The organism is Cyanobium sp. ULC065 (assembly GCF_977927515.1).
Genome location: NZ_OZ376393.1, coordinates 941,418 through 959,615 on the forward strand (window position 1 = coordinate 941,418; position 18,198 = coordinate 959,615).

Here is an 18,198-nt window from a genome sequence, read left to right on the forward strand (position 1 = left end):
AAGGGCAGAACGCAAGGGTTGAAACCCAGCGCCACCCCCAGGCCCGCGCCCCTTGCCTGGCGCTCAGCAGATGCGCGGCAGCTGCTCGCCCCGGCCCAGAGCCAGGCGCCGCTGCACGCCATAGGCGTTGCGCAGCAGCACTGTCCCCCTGGCGATGGCGGGCAACAGGCGGTTGCCAGCCCCGGACTCGCTGTCTCCAGGCATCCCGGCGTCAGCCACCGCGCCGATGATCGCGGCCTCGGGCTGGAAGCCCTGCAGCACGGCCAGGGCCTGCGCCGCCTCAGCGGCGGGCAGGAACAGCACCAACCGCCCTTCGTTGGCCATCGCCAGCGGATCCAGGCCCAACAGCTCGCAGGCGCTCGCCACCGCCGGCGCGATCGGCACCGCCTCCTCTTCGATCTGCAGGAGAAGGCCTGTGTCGCGGGCGATCTCAAACAGGGCGCTGGCCAGCCCACCGCGGGTGAGATCCCGCAGGGCGTGCACCTCCAGCCCCTGCCCCAGCAGCGCCTGCACTGATGGCAGCAGCGAGGCCAGGTCGCTGCAGAGCTCCGTGCGGAAGCCCAGTTCGTGGCGTGCCGCCAGGATCGCCACCCCATGGCGTCCCAGATCGCCGCTCACCAGGATGGCGTCGCCCGGCCGCACCGCCGGCGGGCCGATGGCCGGACCCGGCCCCAGGCTGCCCACACCGCTGGTGGTGATGTACAGGCCGTCGCCCTTGCCCCGTTCCACCACCTTGGTGTCGCCGGTCAGCACCGGCACACCGCAGGCGGCGGCGGCCGTGCGGATCGAGGCGACCACCTGCCGCAGTGTGCCCATCGCCAGGCCTTCCTCCAGGATCAGGGCCAGGCTGAGCGCCAGCGGCCGGGCCCCCACCATGGCCAGATCGTTCACGGTGCCGATCACCGCCAGCCGGCCGATGTCGCCGCCGGGGAAGATCAGCGGCCGCACCACGTAGGCATCGGTGCTGAAGGCCAGCGGACCCGGGCCGGCCTTGAACGTGGCCGCGTCATGCAACACCCCATCGCCCGGCCCGAAGGCCGGCACCAGCAGCTCGGCGATCAGCTGCTGGCTGAGGCTGCCGCCGCCGCCATGACCCAGCTGCACCCGCTCAATGGCCTCGCTGTCGTCGGGGCTGGCGCTGGCCATGGGTCAGGGCTCCGCCTTGTCGGACAGGCTGCTGGCCTCCACCGCCCGGGCCAGGGGCCTGGCTGCTGCAGAGCTTTCCGCCCGATCGCCGTGGTGCCAGTAGGCGGCACACGCCCCTTCCGATGACACCATCGGCGCTCCGAGCGGGCGCTCCGGCGTGCAGGTGCGGCCGAAAGCCGGACAGGCGGTGGGCCGGGCCAGACCCTGCAGCACCTGGCCGCTGATGCAGGCCGCGGCAGCATCGGGCCCAGGCCGATGCTCGGTGGCCTGGCTGGGCAGCCGGGCGGCGTCGAGGGCGGCGTAGGGGGGGCGCAGCCGCAGGCCGCTGGCGGGAAACAGGCCGAGGCCACGCCACAACTGATCCACCGGCTCGAACACCCGGGCGATCAGGGCCCGGGCTGCCGCGTTGCCCTGCGGGCGGCAGGCACGGCCATAGGCGTTCTCCACCCGGCCCTCGCTCCGCTCCAGCTGTCGCACGCAGCGCAGCAGCCCCTCCAGCAGATCCACCGGCTCGAAGCCCGTGACCACCACCGGCACATGGAAGCGGGCACTCAGCGGCTCCAGCTCCTCGCTGCCCATCACCGCGCAGACATGGCCGGCGGCCAGGAAGCCTTGCACGCGGTTGTGCGGGGAGGCCAGCAGGGCCTCCATCGCCGGAGCAATCCGCACGTGGCCCACCAGCAGCGCCAGGTTGCTGCTGCCACAGCACCAGGCCTGATGGGCCAGCAGCGCCGTGGCCGGTGCGGTGGTTTCAAAGCCCACCGCGAAGAACACCACCTGCTGCCCTGGGGAATCGCGGGCGATCGCCAGCGCATCGAGGGGCGAGGTGACGACCCGGACGCAGGCCCCCGCCGCCCGCAGATCCAGCAGGCTGCGGCCATCGGAACCGGGTACCCGCAGCATGTCCCCGTAGGAGCAGAGGATCACCCCCGGGCGGGCTGCCAGCTCCAGGGCGCGATCGATCGTGGCCGCCGGGGTGACGCACACCGGGCAGCCGGGGCCGTGGATCAGCTCCAACCCCTCGGGCAGCAGCCGGTCGAGGCCGTGGCGCAGCAGCGCGTGGGTCTGCCCGCCGCAGACCTCCATCAGGGTCCAGGGGCGGCTGATGGCCTGCTGCAACTGCCCCACCAGCTGCTGCACCGCCTCCGGCTGGCGGTAGGGGGCGAGTGGGTTCACCCGGCCCCGGGCGCCGGCAGGGCGGCCAGCTGGCGGTAGTGCTCCCAGCGGGCGTCCACCTGCTGCTGGGCCAGCAGCGCCAGGCGCTCTGCCTGCTCCGGATCGCTGTCGCTGAGGCTGCGAAAGCGGTTCTCGCGGGCCATCGCTTCAGCCACCGGCAGCGAGGGGGTGCGGCAATCGAGCACCAGGGGATTCAGGCCCGCAGCGCTGCGGCGCGGGTCGTGGCGGTAGAGCAGCCAGCGGCCCGACTCCACGGCCTGCCGTTGCTGGCTCATGCCCTTGGCCATGTCGATGCCGTGGGCGATGCAGTGGGAGTAGGCCAGGATCAGCGAAGGCCCCGCAAACGATTCGGCCTCCAGGAAGGCCCGCAGGGTGTGCTCGTCGCGGGCGCCCATCGCCACGCTGGCCACGTAGACGTTGCCATAGCTCATCGCCATCAGGCCCAGATCCTTCTTGGCGGTGCGCTTGCCGCCACTGGCGAACTTGGCGACGGCACCGATCGGGGTGGCCTTCGACATCTGCCCGCCGGTGTTGGAGTAGAGCTCGGTGTCAAGCACCAGCAGGTTCACGTCCTGGCCGCTGGCGAGCACCTGGTCGATGCCGCCCGCGTCGATGTCGTAGGCCCAGCCGTCGCCGCCGATCATCCACACGCTGCGCTTGGTCAGATCGTCGGCCAGGGCGAGCAGCGCCTCGATCTCCGCCTGCCGCTCCGGCGCCTGCTGCACCTGCCCCAGCCGCCCGCGCAGCTCCACAACCCGCTGCCGCTGCTCGAAGATCCCCGTTTCCCCGCTCTGATCCGCCTGGATCAGAGCCTCTGCCAGCTCCGGCGGCACCGGCGCCTCGCTGCCCCCGTCGCCGGGTTCGGCCAGGCGACGCAGCAGGCGCACGGCGGTGGTGTGCCGCTGGTCGTAGGCCACGCGGAAGCCCAGCCCGAACTCGGCGTTGTCTTCGAACAGGGAGTTGGACCAGGCCGGCCCGCGGCCCTCGCCGTTGCAGCTCCAGGGGGTGGTGGGCAGGTTGCCGCCATAGATCGACGAGCAGCCGGTGGCGTTGGCCACCACCATCCGGTCGCCGAACAGCTGGGTGGCGAGTTTGATGTAGGGGGTTTCGCCGCAGCCGGCGCAGGCGCCGGAAAATTCGAACAGCGGCTCCTGCAGCTGCTGCTGGCCGATGTGGCGCAGGTTCAGCTGGCTGCGCTCGGTGTCGGGTAGCTGCAGGAAGAACTCCCAGGCGCCGCGGGCCTGCTCGCGCAGGGGGCGCTGCGGCGCCATGTTGATGGCCTTGTGGCTGGGCGTGTCCCGCTCGCGTGCCGGGCAGACCTCCACGCAGAGGGCGCAGCCGGTGCAGTCCTCAACCGCCACCTGCAGGGTGAAGCGGTTGGCGCTGCCGTGCGGTTCGCGGGCCGGCGCGCTCAGGAAGCCCGGCGGTGCCGCCGCCAGCGCGGCTGGCTCCACCACCTTGGCGCGGATCACTGCATGGGGGCACACCATCACGCATTTGCCGCACTGCACGCACAGCTGCTCCTCCCAGACCGGCACGCTGTCGGCAATGTTGCGCTTTTCCCAACGGGCGGTGCCGCAGGGGTAGGTGCCATCGGCGGGCAGGGCGCTGACCGGCAGCTGATCGCCCTGGCGGGCCAGCTGGGGCACGATCACGCTGCGCACGAAGGCGGGGGCGGCGGCGAAGCGATCGGCCTCCGGCTCGGGCGGGCCGGCTGGGTCCTCCGCCGGAATCGGCACCGGCAGCAGCCGTGCCAGGGCGGCATCGACGGCCTGCAGGTTGCGCTGCACCACCGACTCTCCCTTGTGGCCGTAGCTGTGGCGGATCGCGGCGCGGATCGCCTCCAGCGCCTGCTCCAGCGGCATCACCCCGGCGAGCGAGAAGAAGCAGGTCTGCATCACGGTGTTGATGCGTTCGCCCAGCTCGAAGTCGCGCGCAATCGCGGCGGCATGGATGGCGAACACGCGCAGCTGCCTGGCGCGGATCCGGGCGCGCACCGCCGCTGGCAGCAGCTCCCAGATCTGTCCGGCCTCCCAGGGGCTGTTCAGCAGCAGGGTGGCGCCGGGGCGCGCCGTGCTCAGCAGGTCGAAGCGGCTGAGGAAATCCCACTGGTGGCAAGCCACCAGATCGGCCCGCCCCACCAGGTGGGTGGCGTGGATCGGTCGAGGCCCGAAGCGCAGATGCGACTCCGTGACCGAACCGGATTTCTTCGAGTCGTAGACGAAGTAGCCCTGGGCGTGCAGGTCTGTTCCCTCGCCGATGATCTTGATCGTGTTCTTGCTGGCGCCCACGCTGCCGTCGGCGCCGAGCCCGTAGATCACGGCCTGGAACTCCCCCTCCGTTTCGGCGCGGAAGCTGGTGTCCACCGGCAGGGAACGGTGGGTGAGGTCGTCCTCGATGCCGACGCTGAAGGAATGGGGCGCCGCGTGGCCGCGCAGGGCCTCCAGCACCGCCTTCACCATCGCCGGGTTGAACTCCTTCGAGGCCAGGCCGTAGCGCCCGCCCACCACCCGGGGCTGCGGTCTGGCGTCGGTGGCGGCGGTCCGCCCCCAGCAGCGCCGCACCGCATCGCTCACATCGAGGTACAGCGGGTCGCCGCCGGCGCCCGGTTCCTTGCAGCGATCCAGCACGGCGATCGCGCGCACGCTGGCCGGCAGCGCCGCCACCAGCCGCTCGGCGCTGAACGGCCGGTAGAGCCGCACCTTCAGCACCCCCACCCGCTCGCCGCTGGCGATGAGGGCATCGACCGTGAGCTGGGCCGTCTCGCAGCCTGAGCCCATCAGCACCAGCACCCGCTCCGCCAGCGGATCGCCGTGATACTCGAACAGCCGGTAGGCGCGCCCGGTGAGTGCGGCGAAGCGGTCCATCGCCTGCTGCACCAGCGCCGGGGCGGCGTCGTGGAAGGGGTTGGCCGCTTCACGGGCCTGAAAGGCCACATCAGGGTTGTGGCTGGTGCCACGGATCACGGGATGGTCGGGGCTCAGCCCCCGGGCCCGGTGGGCGGCGATCAGCCCCACCGGAATCAGGGCGGCCAGGGTGGCATCGGAGAGCGGCACCACCGTGTGCAGTTCGTGGGAGGTGCGGAAGCCGTCGAAGAAATGCAGGAAGGGCAGGCGCGTGTTCAAGCTGGCCAGGGTGGCGATGGCGGCGAAGTCGCCGGCCTCCTGCACCGACGCCGAGCAGAGCAGGGCGCAGCCGCTGCCGCGGGTGGCCATCACGTCGCTGTGGTCCCCGAAGATCGACAGCGCCTGACCCGCCAGGGCCCGGGCAGCCACGTGCACCACCGTGCTGGTGAGTTCACCGGCGATCTTGTAGAGGTTGGGCAGCATCAGCAGCAGCCCCTGTGACGCCGTGAAGGTGGTGGCGAGCGCTCCGGCCTGCAGGGCGCCATGCAGCACACCGGCGGCCCCCCCCTCGCTCTGCATCTCCACCACGGTGGGCACGCTGCCCCAGAGGTTGGGGCGGCCGGCCGCGGCCCAGCCATCGGCCCATTCCCCCATCGGCGTGGCCGGGGTGATCGGGTAGATCGCCATCACCTCGTTCAGCCGGTAGGCCACGCGCGCCACGGCTTCATTGCCATCGACGGTGACGCTGCCATCAGTGCGGGGCAGGCTCATGACTCCACCACCACGCTGAGCGCGAAACCCACGTGCACAAGCAGCAGATCGCCGGGGCGGGCCTCCGGCACACAGGCCAGGCTCACCTCCCGCTGCACGCCGGAGAACTCCACCACGCCCACCCGCCAGAGCGCGTCGTCGTCGCTGTCTTCGCCGTCGCCGCCAGCGTGCTGCGCGAGGTCGGCCGGGCGGCGGTGCTCGATCCGGATCAGCTCACCCGGCACAGCCAGACACATCACGCACCTCCGCCGCCAGCGGCGGCCTCCGCAGGGTCTGCTTCTCCTCTATAGAGCGAGAAACGGCGCCTGAACCCCCGGCTCTGTGCCTTCCTCACATGCCGACCAGGCCAGCGCCAGCAGCTGGCCGAGGGCGAGGCCGCCGTCGTTGCAGGGCACCCGCTGGGGCCACACCGCTTCAACGCCGGCGTCCGCCAGCGCCGCCACGGCCAGCTCCAGCAGCAGGCGGTTCTGGAAGCAGCCGCCGCTCAGCAGCAGGCGCTGCAGTTGCAGTCGCTGCGCCAGCTCCACCAGCAGGGCCGCCAGGGCGCGGTGAAAGGCCAGCGCGATCGACGGCACGGGGCGGCCGCGGGCGAGGTCGTCGAGCACGGAAGTCAGCAGGGGGTGCCAGTCGAGCAGCCACGGTGCGGCCACGCCGCTGGCAGCGGCAGCAGGTGCTGCGGCGCAGATGGGGAGGCTGTAGGCCGGCCAGCCTGGCGGTTCCGGTGCATCGCGCGCGGCCTCGGCCGCCACCTGCAGCCGCAGTGCCCCCTGCCCTTCGAAGCTGCAGCGCTGCACCAGGCCGAGCAGCGAGGCGAGGGCGTCGAACAGGCGGCCCATGCTCGTGCAGAGCGGCGCCTTCAGGCCTGTCTCCATGAGGCGCTCCAGCAGTTGCTGCTCCCCGTCGCCGAAGGCGGCCCGGGTGGCCGGCGGGGTGTGGGCCTGGCTGTCCGCCCCGAAGGCGGCGACCAGCAGCCCGAGTGCGGCGCGGCGCGGTTCCCGCAGGGCCCGTTCGCCGCCGGGCAGGGGGAAGGGCCGCAGCCGCGCCAGGTGCGTGAAGCCGAGAGCGGCGCCCGCCCGCGGGGGCTCCAGCCGCAGGCACTCGCTGCCCCAGAGCAGACCGTCGGGGCCGAAGCCGGCGCCATCCCAGGCCACGCCTGTGGCCGGCAGCGGCAGACCGTGCTCCGCCAGGCAGGCCAGCAGGTGGGCGTGATGGTGCTGCACGGCGAGCACCGGAAGACCGCCCCAGGCTTCCGCCAGCTCGCGGCCGAGGCGGTGCGCGCTGTAGCCGGGGTGCAGGTCGACGGCGAGCCGCGCCGGGCGCAGCTGCTGGCGTTCCAGCCAGCTGAGCAGGCTGCCGGTCAGCCGCCGTTCGCCGGCCAGCGTGCCGAGATCGCCGAGATGGGGCCCCAGCAGTGCCTGCCTGCCCTGGCCGATGGCGATGGCACTTTTCACCTGGCCGCCCATGGCCAGCAGCACGTTGGCCGGTGGCGGCGTCGGATCCGGCAACGCGATGGCGGTGGGTGCGGTGCCACGTGCCTGGCGCAGCACCATCACTGTTCCGGCCACCACCTGGGCCACGCCGTCGTCGACGGGGTTGGCGATCGGCCGGTTGTGGCTGAGCAGACCATCGGCGAGGTCCGTGAGCAGGTCCAGCCCATCGGCCTCGCTGAAGCCCAGCGGTTCGCCCGAGCGGTTGCCGCTCGTGCATACAAGCGGCTCCCCCACCGCCTCCAGCAGCAGGGCGTGCAGGGGCGAGGCCGGCAGCATCACCCCCAGCCAGGGGGTGTGGGGGGCGACCCCGTCGGCGAGGGGGGCGGCGCGCCGCCGCAGCAGCACGATCGGTGCCGCCGGCCCCACCAGCAGCCGCGCCTCCGCCGCCGACACCTGGCAATGACGCCGCGCCCAGGCCAGGTGGGGAACCAGCACGGCAAAGGGTTGCTCAGGGCGCCCTTTGCGGCGCCGAAGCTCAGCGACGGCCACCGCTGAAGCAGCCCGCACCAGCAGCTGAAAGCCCCCCACCCCCTGCAGGGCCACCACCTGGTCGCACTGCAACGCCGCCGCCGCTGCCGCCAGCGCGGCGGCGCCAGGCTCGCAGTCGCTGCCGATCCCGCCGGCGTCCCGCTGCCGCCAGCTCAGCTGCGGTCCGCAGGCGGGGCAGCCGATCGTCTGGGCGTGAAAGCGGCGGTCGCCCGGATCGTGAAACTCATGGCGGCAGGCGGCGCAGAGTTCAAATCCGGCCAGGGTGGTGTGGGCCCGCTCGAACGGCAGGGCGCGCAGCAGGCTGTAGCGCGGCCCGCAATGGGCGCAGCTGTTGAAGGCATACCCATAGTGGCGGTTGCGTGGATCACGCAGCTCGGCGCGGCAGGCGCCGCAGGGGGCCAGATCGGCCGGAACCAGGCCCGTGAGCGCGCTGGTGGGGTCGGAGCCACAGGCGGAATCCGGGTGCGGCCCGCTGGCGGGGGCTGCCGGCAGGATCCTGAACACGTCCGGCTCTTCCCCCAGCATCTCGCGCTGCTCCTCTCTCGGCGCCCCCGCAGGCGCAGCCAGGGGCGCCAACCAGCGACGCGCCAGGCGGTCGATGCGGCTGTGCGGCGGGCGGCGGGTCTCCAGCGCCTGCAGGAAGGCCTCCAGCGCGGCGGCGCTCCCCTCCACTTCGATCGACACCCCGCCTGGGGTGTTGGTGACCCAGCCGGCCAGTTGCTGCTGCGACGCCAGCCGATGCACGAACGGCCGGAAGCCCACGCCTTGCACGACCCCCTCAATGTCGAGCCTCAGGCGCCGCCGGGGGGCGCCGCTCATGCGCAGGCCGGGACTGCACCCTGGCGCTGGTGCTCCAGCCAGTGCAGCAGCGCCTCGAGGCCGGCACCGGTGCGGGCCGAGAGTTCGAAGAGGCGGGCGTGGGGCGCCACCACTGCCAGGTGGGCCAGAGCGACGGCGCGATCGAAGCCCACGGCCGCGGCGAGGTCCGTTTTGTTGATCACCACCGCATCGGCGGAGTGGAACAGGGCCGGGTACTTGAGTGGCTTGTCTTCCCCTTCGGTCACCGAGAGCACGGCGATCCGCAGCTGTTCGCCCAGATCGAAGGCGGTGGGGCACACCAGGTTGCCCACGTTCTCGATCAGCAGCAGCTCCATGCCGCCGCTGTCGAGCTGATCGAAGGCTCCCGCCACCAGCGACGCTTCCAGGTGGCACAGGTCGCCCGTCTGGATCTGCACGGCGCGGGCGCCGGCGGCCTGCAGGCGGCGGGCGTCATTGTCGGTGGCGAGATCGCCCACGATCACCCCCACCGGGCCGTGCCGCCACCGGGGTGCGACAGCTTCGAGCAGGGCGGTCTTTCCGGCGCCGGGAGCCGAGAGCACATTCACCACCAGCAGGCCGGCGGCCGCGAAGCGCTCGCGGTTGCGCGCGGCGTTGCTGTCGTTGCGCTCCAGCAGGTTGTGGCGCAGCAGCAGGCTTCGCGGCGCGGAGGCTGCCGTCACGCTGGTCATCGGCTGGCCGCAGGAGCAGTGGGAGCACATGGCGCAGCCGGCGGCGATGGTTCCAGTCTGGAGAGACGGCCGCAGCCCGGCCCACCGGCGTAGCCCTTCCTCACCGTGGACCGGCGCCGGGCAAGAGGGCTGCTGCTTGACGAGGCAGAAGCTGCTGCACCCAAACGGCCCTGCTCGATCAACTGCGCACTGCCATCACTCAACCAGCAGCGCACTGCTCCCGTTCCAGCAATAGCGCACGATTCAGCCAGTCAGCGCTTCTGGCTGGCGGCTCTCAGGCTTTCCTCGAACTTGATCGCCGGCAGAAACAACGCGTATTCCCACCCTTCTCCAGCAGACCGATCCTTTTTGGCGATGACATCCTGGCGCGGCGAGCCTTTGCCTTCTGCGCCCGCATAGCGCTCCACAGCATGAAAGACCACCGCTCTGGCATAGGCATAAGCGAGCAGGTAGAGGGCGAACGCGCCAAGCAGAACGGCCGGAAGCTTTCTGAGCTGAGACATAAAGAGAAGGGGTTTGGCGGTGTGCTCTCGGTGAGTATCACGCCCGATCCGTGGGAATGGCACGAGGAACAATGCCGAGGAGGCGGTGGGGCGGCAGTGCGGCAGAGGAAATGCATTGGCTCGCTCCAATTGTCGTATAGAGCGCTTCGGAGTCGGGGAGGTTGTCTGGCTGGTGACGTTCTTGCCCGCTGAACGTTCTGACTGTTCAGCACTTGAGGCTGCCAAAACCTTTGCCCATGTCAGGGCTTCAATCAGGCCAGCTTATCCCCCATTCAAGCCCTTCGCTGTTGAGGAAGCTTCGGCTTCCATGGTTTCATTGCTGCTGCAGTCTGCAACTATGCGCTGTCTTGTGGCTGGCGCGGAGTCGTGGGTGAAAGGAAAAATTCAGCGCCTATGCCGAGCAATCGTTCGCTCTGATCAACCTTCTGTGTCGACCAATTGTTTCTATCGTGATGCCGCTTCATTGCAGGGGGCTTCGTCGGGCTCGGCCAGGGCTGCTTCACCCCACCCTGCTCCTGTTGCACTACCGCCAAGTCCCAAGAAACCCCCCCCCGCCTCCCGATCCCTGCGCTCCGATCCCTGAGCGCAGCCGGCGCCAAGACCCTCCTTAAACTCCACCAGCTGTTGAGTGATCCAGTGAATGGGTTCCTTGGCCTCGAGCGGCCCTGGTTGTCGGAGCGGCTGGTGGCCTGGCCGATCCTCGCCAGCCGCGAGCTGCTGCGGGAGTCGGCACTGAGCGTGCGGGTGTTCGGCCTGCCGGTCCTGCTGGTGCGGGGTGCGATGGGCGGGTGTCAGCCCACATCGATGCCTGCCCCCACCGGCTCGTGTCATTTTCCTGTGCGGGCACGCCGGCGCAGGTGAAGGGTTCGGTCGTGCGCTGCCCTTACCACTTCCAGGAGTTCGATCAGGACGGCCGCTGCGTGCGCACCCTCCATGGCGAGGCCGGCTCGGCCGAGCATCTGGTGTCCCTGCCGCTGCGGGAGTGGGGGGGATCCCTCTGGCTGCCGGCGGGGCGCAGCCTGTTCGAAGCGGCCGATCCCGCCGCCTGGCAGACGCCCGAGGTGGAGGCCGCCCTGCAGGGGGCGCGGTTGCCGGGGGAATTTGAAGCTGAGCTGCTCCAGCCGTACCGATCCCCTGCCCCTGTTCCACTACCGCTACCCGGTGGGCCCCTGGGAGATCGCCCGGCTGCCGCCTGAGAGCCTGGCTGAGCGGTGCGGGTAGTGATCCGGCGCGGCGTGGGGCTCCCCATCGGCTCCGCGCCAGAGCACCAGCGCTTCTCCCAGCAGCTCCACCGCCACCGGCGCGTCGCCCAGCTGATCCAGCGGCAGCACCGGGTACCAGAACGGACGCAGCAGGGCGGGATCCAGCGGCATGGCGGAGTAGCTCACAGGCATGGGAGGGGCACGGCAGCACGCCTGGGCGCCATCCTTGCCGGCTCCCAGGGATCTGGCACGGCGGTTCTGGCGATTCCTCACGACACCTCCAGCCCGATCAGCTCCAGCTCCCGGCCTGCGGACAGTTCCAACACCAGGATGGCCCCCGCAGCGATGCCACCGGCCATCACCACCTCAAAGGCGAAACGCAGCGCGTCGGGATCCACCCCGGCCCGTTGCCCCACCCGCAGGCGCAGCCCATGAATCCGCGCGGCCCCTTCGGCCGCGGCGGCCGCCAGGGCGATCCGGTGCACCTCCTCCATCAGCGCCAGTTCATGCATCGCCGCACCAGCGCCGCACCGCCGCCAGGGCCTCGGGCAGCAGGGCGGCGGTGGCCTGCGTGAGGTGGCTGCCCAGCCCGCAGCGGTGCGCGCGCACCAGCAGTTGCCAGGCCGGGGGGGTGCGGCCATAGAGCTGGCCGGCCAGCTGCAGCAGCGCGCCGGGGCTGGCGTGATGGCTGAAGGGCGGGCCCCCGGCCGCCGTTGCTGCGGCATCAGCCGCCAACCGCTCCAGCCGCCAGCCCGGCGGCGGACAGGCCGGCGCCAGCGCGGCATCCACGAACAGCACCCGGCGGGCCTCCGCCAGCAGCGGTGCCAGTTCCGGGGTGAGCTGCCGGGTGGCCAGCACGGTGAGCTGCCGCTGGTGCCAGCCCTGCACCGCAGCGGCGATGGCCAGGCCCACGCCGTCGTCCTGCCGCAGATCATTGCCCCAGCCGATCAGCAGATCGCGCCGCTGTGGTGCCGGCCCGCCCGGGGCGGCGCTCACGGCCGCCACCGCTCCCGCAGCAGTTCCCCGCCGGGGCCGAGCAGCTGCACGTGCAGCGGCATTTCGCCGGCGGCATGGGTGGAGCACGACAGGCAGGGATCGAAGCAGCGGATGCCCGCCTCCACCCGGTTGAGCAGGGCCTCGGCGATCTCCGGCAGGGCGGTTTCAGCCCCGCCTTCCGCACCGGCGCTGGGGCCTGCCTGGATGTGGTGGCGCGCGATCTGGGTGATCGTGCGGTTCATCGCCCGGTTGTTCTGGCCGGTGGCGATGACCAGGTTCACTGCCTCGATCAGGCCGTCGCCATCCACCCGGTAGTGGTGGAACAAGGTGCCGCGCGGCGCCTCGCTCACCCCCACCGCCTCGAAGGCATTGAGGTGGGCGCGGGCGCGCACATGGGGGTCGCAGAGGGCGGGATCATCGAGCAGGGCTTCGATCGCCTCCAGCGCCGCGAGGATCTCGATCAAGCGGGCTAGGTGGTAGTGGAAGGAGCTGGTCACCACCCGCCCGCCGCGCTGGCGCAGCTCCAGCAGTTCGATGTCGGCGCCGGCGGTGCCGATGTGATCGCACACGTTCAGCCGCGCCAGCGGCCCCACCCTGTAGCTGCCCGCCTCCGGCCCCAGCGGCTTGTAGTAGGGGAATTTCAGGTAGGTCCACGGTTCCACCGCCTCGGCCAGCAGCGCGTCGAACGGCCCGGCACCCAGGCCATCGGCTGGCAGATCACCGCCCAGCGGCGTGCCGTCGCCATCGATCAGGCGCAGGCCGCCGCCGTAGTGCTCCCAAGCGCCGTTCGCCCCCACCAGCGCCATGAACAGGGAGGGAAAATCCCCGAACACAGCAGCTTCCGCCGCCAGCGGCCCATCCAGCAGGCGTTTGAACAGGGCTAGGGCCGCGCGGGTGGTGGCGAAGGCCTCGGGCAGTCCCGCACGGATCGCGTCGCGGTCGGTGGTGCTGAGGGGCGCGCGCACCCCACCGGCCACCGCCCAGGCCGGATGGATCTTGCGCCCGCCCAGCCGTTCGATCACCGTCTGGCCGAACTGACGCAGCCGGATGCCGCCGCGGGCCAGCTCAGGATCGGCGGCGATCAGGCCGAACACGTTGCGTCGCGCCGGATCGCAGTCCCAGCCGAGCAGGAAATCCGGGCTGCTCAGGTGAAAGAACGACAGCGCGTGCGACTGGATGATCTGGGCCAGGTTCATTAACCGCCGCAACCGCTCGGCCGCCGGCGGGATCGTCACCGCCAGCAGCTGGTCGCCCGCCTTCGCAGAAGCCAGCAGGTGGCTCACCGGACAAATGCCGCAGATGCGTGCCGTGAGCGCCGGCATTTCCGTGAACGGCCGCCCGGCGCAGAAGGCCTCGAAGCCGCGGAATTCGGCCACATGAAAACGGGCGGCCGCCACGCTGCCGCTGGCATCGAGGTGGATCGTGATCTTGGCGTGGCCTTCGATGCGGGTGACCGGATCGATCAGGATCGTGCGTGGTGTCCCTGCCGGTGGGGTGGGGCTCAGGTCCATGGGTCAGCCGAAGCGGATCAGCTCCGCCCCCTCCATCACTGGCGTCTCGCCGCGCAGTAGCGCCTCCAGCACGGCGCGGATGCGCGCGGCTGGTGGCGGGCAGCCGGGCAGATACACGTCCACCGGCACCACCGCCTGCACCGGCAGCACCTGCTCCAGCAGCTCCGGCACGATCCCCGGGGCGTGGGGCAGGCAGCCGCTGCCGTCCGACAGCTGCAGATAGGCCCGCTCCAGCACGGTGTCAGCGCCGGGATGGGAATTGCGCAGGCCAGGCACGTTGCTGGTGATGGCGCAGTCGCCGAACGCCACCAGCACACGCGTGCGCTGCCGCACCTGCCGGATCAGCGCCAGGTTGTCGCTGGTGCCCACACCCCCCTCCACCAGGGCCACATCCACGTGCTCCGGGTAGATCTTCACGTCGGAGGCGATCGGCGAGAACACCACCTCCACCATGGTGGCCAGCTCGATCAGCCATTCGTCCAGATCGAGAAACGACATGTGGCAGCCCGAGCAGCCCGTCAACCACACGGTGGCGAGACGCAGTTTCATGGCGCCGTCCCCGCACGATGGGCTCGCAGGATCACGGCCAGCCGCCAGGCCTCCTCGTGTTTCTCCTCGGCGCCGTCGCCCTTGTGGAACAGGGCGCCGGTGGGGCAGGCCATCACGCATTTGCCGCAGTCGGTGCAGGCGTCCACCGCGCCCCAGGGCTGATTGAGCCCGGCGACGATCCGGCAGTGCTCACCCCGCCAGCCCACGTCCCACACATGGGCCCCCTCCACCTCATCGCACACACGCACGCAGCGGGTGCAGAGGATGCATCGGTTGTGGTCGAGCCCGAAGCGGTGGTGGGAGAGATCCACCGAGCGCTGGGGGTGGCGGTAAGGCAGGTGGGCGTGGTCCATGCCCACCTCCACCGCCAGGTCCTGCAGTTCGCAGTGGCCGTTGGCCACGCACACGGCACACACGTGGTTGCCCTCGGTGAACAGCAGCTCGATCACGGTGCGCCGGTGATCGCGCAGGCGTGGCGTGGCGCTGTGCACCACCTGCCCTTCCGCCACGGCGGTGACGCAGGCGGGCTGCAGCCTGTCGCTGCCGGCGATCTCCACCAGGCAGAGGCGGCAGGCCGCCACCGGGCTCAGGCCCTCCAGGTGGCAGAGGGTGGGGATGGTGATCCCCGCCTGTTGCGCCGCCTGCAGCACGGTGGTGCCGGCGGCGGCGGCCACCGCCTGGCCGTCGATCGTGAGCGTGCAGACGCTCATGGGGCTCCTCCGGCGGTGGTGGGCACCGTGGCGGGGCTGGATCGCAGACGCGCCTCGTACTCGCCGCGAAAGAAGCGCAGCGTGCTGAGCACCGGCTTGGGGGCGCTCTGGCCCAGCCCGCACAGGCTGGTGTCCCTCACCATGTGGCACAGCGCCTCCAGCTGGCTCAGGTCGGCGGCTGTGGCCTCGCCGGCCAGGTGCTTCTGCAGCAGCCCGTGCAGCTGCACGGTGCCGGCGCGGCAGGGCACGCACTTGCCGCAGGATTCCTCGCGGCAGAAGGCCATGAAGAAGGCCGCCAGAGCCACCATGTCGGTGGCGTGGTCGAGCACCACCATGCCGCCGGAGCCCATGATCGTGCCCAGCGCCTGCAGGCTCTCGTAATCCACCGGGGTGTCGAGATGGGCGGCGGGCACACAGCCGCCAGAGGGGCCGCCGGTCTGCACCGCCTTGATGCCTGCCCCGTCCGGGGTGCCCTCGCCCATCTCCACCACGATCGTGGCCAGGCTGGTGCCCATCGGCACCTCCACCAGCCCGCCGCGGCGCACGTTGCCGGTGAGGCTGAACACTTTGGTGCCCGTGCTGCCGGCCGTGCCGATGGCGGTGAACCAGTCGGCGCCTTCCCGCAGGATCGGCACCACGTTGGCGAAGGTCTCCACGTTGTTGATCAGCGTCGGCAGGCTGCCCACCCCCGTTCAGCGGGGTAGGGGGCGGGGGCGGGGCGTGCCGCGTCCACCTTCGATCGAGCGGATCAGTGCCGTTTCCTCGCCGCACACATAAGCCCCGGCGCCCACCCGCAGCTCCACCGTGAAGCTGAAGCAGGTGCCAAAGAGCTGCTGGCCGAGCCGTTGCCACTGGTGGGCCTGCTCGATCGCCCGGCGCAGACGGGCAATCGCCAGCTGGTATTCGGCGCGCACGTAGATGAACCCCTGATCTGCTCCCACCGCATGGGCCGCGATCGCCATTCCTTCCAGCACGCGGTGGGGGTCGCCTTCCAGCACACTGCGGTCCATGAAGGCGCCGGGGTCGCCTTCATCGGCATTGCACACCACCACCTTGTGCTCGCCCGGCATGGCGGCCACCGTGGCCCACTTCAGCCCGGTGGGGTAGCCGGCGCCGCCGCGCCCGCGCAGGCCGCTGCGGCGCAGCGTGTCCACCACCTTGGCCGGGCTGAGGGTCTGCACCACGCGGCAGAGCTGGGTGTAGGCACCGCAGGCGATCGCCGCCTCGATCCGCTCCGGGTCGATCCGGCCGCAGTGCTCCAGCACGATGCGCCGCTGCCGCGCAAAGAAGGGGGCGCCGGTGTCGAGCCGTTCGCCGTGGGCCGGCTGCCAGCGGAGCGGTCCGTCCTGTTCGGGTGCCGCCACCTGCGAGCGCCGGGCCAGGGCGACGATCAGCCCGTCGGCCTCAGCCGCCTCGACGCCGCTGAACAGGGCGCCCTCAGGGTCCACCGCCAGCAGCGGGCCCTGGCTGCACGGGCCCAGGCAGCCCACAGGGGTGATCGCAATCCGTTGCTCAAGGCCGCGGCGGACCACGGCCGCTTCCAGCGCCTCGCGCAATGGGCCCGCCCCGCTCACCAGACAGCCGGCAGCGCTGCAACAGCGCACTTGCTGCATCGCCTCACCGCCGGGGCTGATGGCGCTCATGGCGTCAGCGCTTGCAGGGCCGTAAGGGCACGGGCCGGGCTCTGCTGCGGCAATGCCACGCCATCGATCACCAGCACCGGAGCGGCGCCACAGGTGCCCAGGCAGCGCACGCCCTCCAGGCTCACCAGTCCGTCGCCGCTGCGTCCACCGAGGCGAAGCCCTAGGGCGCCCTCCAGGGCCGCCACCAGCGCAGACGCGCCGTTCACTTCACAAGCCGTACCGGTGCACACCACGCAGCTGTGCCGCGCCGGGGGCTGGAAGCGGAACAGGTGGTAGAAGCTGGCGGTGCCGAACACCTGGCTGTCCGGCAACGCCAGGCTGCGGGCCACATGGCGCAGCAGCGGCTCGCTGAGGTGGCCATAGATCTCCTGCGCCCCGTTCAGCACCTCGATCAGGCCACCGGCGCTGTGGTGATGGCGACGCAGCAGCGGCTCCAGCGCGGCGAACGGCACCGGGGGCTGGTCGACTTGCCCTGAACCGGGTTCGAGCCGGTTGCCCTCAGGCCCGGGTGCTGGGCGCATGGAACCACCGCTCCGCCGGCTTCAACGTAGGCAGCCCCGGCCCGGTGGCCCGCGGCTGGGGGATTTCTTCGCGAACAGCGCGCAAGGGCGCCCACTAGCTTGAAGCCAGCGCTCACCTCTCCTTCTGAATTCCGGCCTGCACCGTTCCCTGTACCTGCTGGGACCGATCTTCATTGTTTCCTTTCACATCGGTTGCCTGCTGCTGCTGGTCACGGGCCTGAGCCTCGGAGCCCTGCTCTGGGCGGTGGGGCTGTATCTGGTGCGCATGCTGGCGATCACGTCGGTGTATCACCGCCTGCTGGTGCACCGCAGCTACCGCGCCCCGCGTGCCGTGCTCTGGATCGGCTGCGCCGTGGCGGCTTCCGCCGGACAGATGGGCCCGAGCTGGTGGAAGGCCCACCACCTGCAGCACCACCGCCACGTGGACACCGCCGCCGACCCCCACACCCCCCTGATGCCGCTCCATGGCTGGCGGGGGCTGTGGAATTCCCAGGCCGGCTGGCTGCTGCGCTCGAGCTTCTTCCCCGATGAGCTGCCGGCGGACGTGGAAGCGGATCCGGTGCTGCGCCGCCTCGATCGGCTCCATTCCTTGCCACTGCTGGCCCTCGCCGGGCTGTCTTATCTGGTGGGTGGCTGGATGTATCTGGGCGCCTTCTTCCTCAGCACCACCGTGCTGTTCCACGGCGTGGCCACGGTGAATTCGGTGGCGCATGTGTGGGGCGATCAGCCCTTCCGCACCGACGACCACAGCCGCAACAACGCCCTGGTGGCACTGATCACGCTCGGTGAGGGCTGGCACAACCTGCATCACGCCTTCCCCTTCGCGGTGCGTCAGGGCTACACCGTGCGCGACGGCCAGCTGCGGCTGCGGCCCGACCCCACCTTCCGCTTCATCCGGCTGCTGCAACGCTTCGGCCTCGCCGACCAGCTGCGCCAGCCCTCCGACGACACCCTGCTGCAGCGGGCCAGCGGTGGCACTCCGCTAGCCGTTGCGCCGTAAGCGCGACAAACCGCTCACCCTTGCCCCCTGAGCTCAGGAGTGGCCGAACGGCAGGAAAAACGGGCCGTGCTGGATTCGAACCAGCGACCGTGCGATTAGAAGTCGCATGCTCTATCCAACTGAGCTAACGGCCCACC

At 71.1% G+C, this 18,198-nt stretch carries 19 protein-coding genes and 1 tRNA gene; 3 read left to right on the plus strand and 17 right to left on the minus strand.

The genetic code is table 11. The features are described from left to right. Positions 1–63: 63 nt before the first annotated feature. From hypE to ACXMDP_RS04505, 7 genes are all read right to left on the minus strand, one after another. On the minus strand, positions 64–1,146 hold the full coding sequence (hypE, locus tag ACXMDP_RS04475) for a hydrogenase expression/formation protein HypE (RefSeq protein WP_259729929.1): 1,083 nt from the start codon (positions 1,144–1,146) through the stop codon (positions 64–66). A 3-nt stretch (positions 1,147–1,149) separates the two neighbouring features. Then, complete coding sequence (hypD, locus tag ACXMDP_RS04480) at positions 1,150–2,322, minus strand: hydrogenase formation protein HypD (RefSeq protein ID WP_259729930.1); 1,173 nt, start codon at positions 2,320–2,322, stop codon at positions 1,150–1,152. Continuing rightward, on the minus strand, positions 2,319–5,939 hold the full coding sequence (gene nifJ, locus ACXMDP_RS04485; RefSeq protein WP_259729931.1) for a pyruvate:ferredoxin (flavodoxin) oxidoreductase: 3,621 nt from the start codon (positions 5,937–5,939) through the stop codon (positions 2,319–2,321). The genes hypD and nifJ overlap by 4 nt, the downstream gene beginning before the upstream one ends. Continuing rightward, positions 5,936–6,175: a HypC/HybG/HupF family hydrogenase formation chaperone gene (locus ACXMDP_RS04490; protein WP_259729932.1), complete on the minus strand. Its 240-nt coding sequence runs from the start codon at positions 6,173–6,175 to the stop codon at positions 5,936–5,938. The genes nifJ and ACXMDP_RS04490 overlap by 4 nt, the downstream gene beginning before the upstream one ends. A gap of 48 nt (positions 6,176–6,223) precedes the next feature. Beyond that, complete coding sequence (hypF, locus tag ACXMDP_RS04495; RefSeq protein WP_259729933.1) at positions 6,224–8,737, minus strand: carbamoyltransferase HypF; 2,514 nt, start codon at positions 8,735–8,737, stop codon at positions 6,224–6,226. Beyond that, the gene (gene hypB / locus ACXMDP_RS04500; RefSeq protein ID WP_259729934.1) at positions 8,734–9,426 is read right to left on the minus strand and encodes a hydrogenase nickel incorporation protein HypB; all 693 of its coding nucleotides are present in this window, start codon (positions 9,424–9,426) and stop codon (positions 8,734–8,736) included. The genes hypF and hypB overlap by 4 nt, the downstream gene beginning before the upstream one ends. A gap of 251 nt (positions 9,427–9,677) precedes the next feature. Further along, complete coding sequence (locus ACXMDP_RS04505; RefSeq protein ID WP_457767087.1) at positions 9,678–10,058, minus strand: hypothetical protein; 381 nt, start codon at positions 10,056–10,058, stop codon at positions 9,678–9,680. A gap of 507 nt (positions 10,059–10,565) precedes the next feature. On the opposite strand from ACXMDP_RS04505, the gene ACXMDP_RS04510 reads away from it, so the two are divergent. Together ACXMDP_RS04510 and ACXMDP_RS04515 are read left to right on the plus strand one after the other, a co-directional pair. Continuing rightward, positions 10,566–10,790, plus strand: coding sequence for a hypothetical protein (locus ACXMDP_RS04510; RefSeq protein WP_457767088.1), 225 nt, complete (start codon positions 10,566–10,568; stop codon positions 10,788–10,790). Continuing rightward, complete coding sequence (locus ACXMDP_RS04515) at positions 10,754–11,125, plus strand: Rieske (2Fe-2S) protein (protein WP_259729937.1); 372 nt, start codon at positions 10,754–10,756, stop codon at positions 11,123–11,125. The genes ACXMDP_RS04510 and ACXMDP_RS04515 overlap by 37 nt, the downstream gene beginning before the upstream one ends. Here the strand turns inward: ACXMDP_RS04515 and ACXMDP_RS04520 are convergent. The 9 genes from ACXMDP_RS04520 to ACXMDP_RS04560 form a co-directional block, all read right to left on the minus strand. Further along, a complete protein-coding gene (locus ACXMDP_RS04520; protein ID WP_259729938.1) occupies positions 11,084–11,323 on the minus strand; it encodes a Rieske 2Fe-2S domain-containing protein in 240 nt (79 codons plus the stop codon). The two genes, ACXMDP_RS04515 and ACXMDP_RS04520, sit on opposite strands and share 42 nt — an antisense overlap. 77 nt (positions 11,324–11,400) lie before the next feature. After that, positions 11,401–11,643, minus strand: a complete 243-nt coding sequence (locus tag ACXMDP_RS04525) for a hydrogenase maturation nickel metallochaperone HypA (RefSeq protein WP_259729939.1) — start codon at positions 11,641–11,643, stop codon at positions 11,401–11,403. Next, positions 11,636–12,127 (minus strand): hydrogenase maturation protease, encoded by a 492-nt coding sequence (locus tag ACXMDP_RS04530; RefSeq protein ID WP_259729940.1) that lies wholly within the window; start codon positions 12,125–12,127, stop codon positions 11,636–11,638. The genes ACXMDP_RS04525 and ACXMDP_RS04530 overlap by 8 nt, the downstream gene beginning before the upstream one ends. Next, positions 12,124–13,638: a Ni/Fe hydrogenase subunit alpha gene (locus ACXMDP_RS04535; RefSeq protein ID WP_259729941.1), complete on the minus strand. Its 1,515-nt coding sequence runs from the start codon at positions 13,636–13,638 to the stop codon at positions 12,124–12,126. The genes ACXMDP_RS04530 and ACXMDP_RS04535 overlap by 4 nt, the downstream gene beginning before the upstream one ends. Before the next feature lie 3 nt (positions 13,639–13,641). Continuing rightward, positions 13,642–14,187, minus strand: coding sequence for an NADH-quinone oxidoreductase subunit B family protein (locus ACXMDP_RS04540; protein WP_259729942.1), 546 nt, complete (start codon positions 14,185–14,187; stop codon positions 13,642–13,644). Next, on the minus strand, positions 14,184–14,897 hold the full coding sequence (hoxU, locus tag ACXMDP_RS04545) for a bidirectional hydrogenase complex protein HoxU (RefSeq protein ID WP_259729943.1): 714 nt from the start codon (positions 14,895–14,897) through the stop codon (positions 14,184–14,186). Before hoxU ends, ACXMDP_RS04540 begins: the two co-directional genes overlap by 4 nt. Continuing rightward, positions 14,894–15,583 (minus strand): NADH-ubiquinone oxidoreductase-F iron-sulfur binding region domain-containing protein, encoded by a 690-nt coding sequence (locus tag ACXMDP_RS04550; RefSeq protein ID WP_457767089.1) that lies wholly within the window; start codon positions 15,581–15,583, stop codon positions 14,894–14,896. Before ACXMDP_RS04550 ends, hoxU begins: the two co-directional genes overlap by 4 nt. Positions 15,584–15,589: 6 nt before the next feature. Further along, positions 15,590–16,540, minus strand: a complete 951-nt coding sequence (locus ACXMDP_RS04555; protein WP_457767090.1) for a hypothetical protein — start codon at positions 16,538–16,540, stop codon at positions 15,590–15,592. Beyond that, positions 16,537–17,061, minus strand: a complete 525-nt coding sequence (locus ACXMDP_RS04560; protein ID WP_259729945.1) for an NAD(P)H-dependent oxidoreductase subunit E — start codon at positions 17,059–17,061, stop codon at positions 16,537–16,539. The genes ACXMDP_RS04555 and ACXMDP_RS04560 overlap by 4 nt, the downstream gene beginning before the upstream one ends. A gap of 244 nt (positions 17,062–17,305) precedes the next feature. Here ACXMDP_RS04560 and ACXMDP_RS04565 point away from each other — a divergent pair, with 244 nt between their 5' ends. Further along, positions 17,306–18,061: an acyl-CoA desaturase gene (locus tag ACXMDP_RS04565; protein ID WP_259729946.1), complete on the plus strand. Its 756-nt coding sequence runs from the start codon at positions 17,306–17,308 to the stop codon at positions 18,059–18,061. A 60-nt stretch (positions 18,062–18,121) separates the two neighbouring features. On the opposite strand, the gene ACXMDP_RS04570 is transcribed toward ACXMDP_RS04565, so the two are convergent. After that, positions 18,122–18,195 (minus strand) — tRNA-Arg (locus tag ACXMDP_RS04570). Between the last annotated feature and the right edge of the window lie 3 nt (positions 18,196–18,198).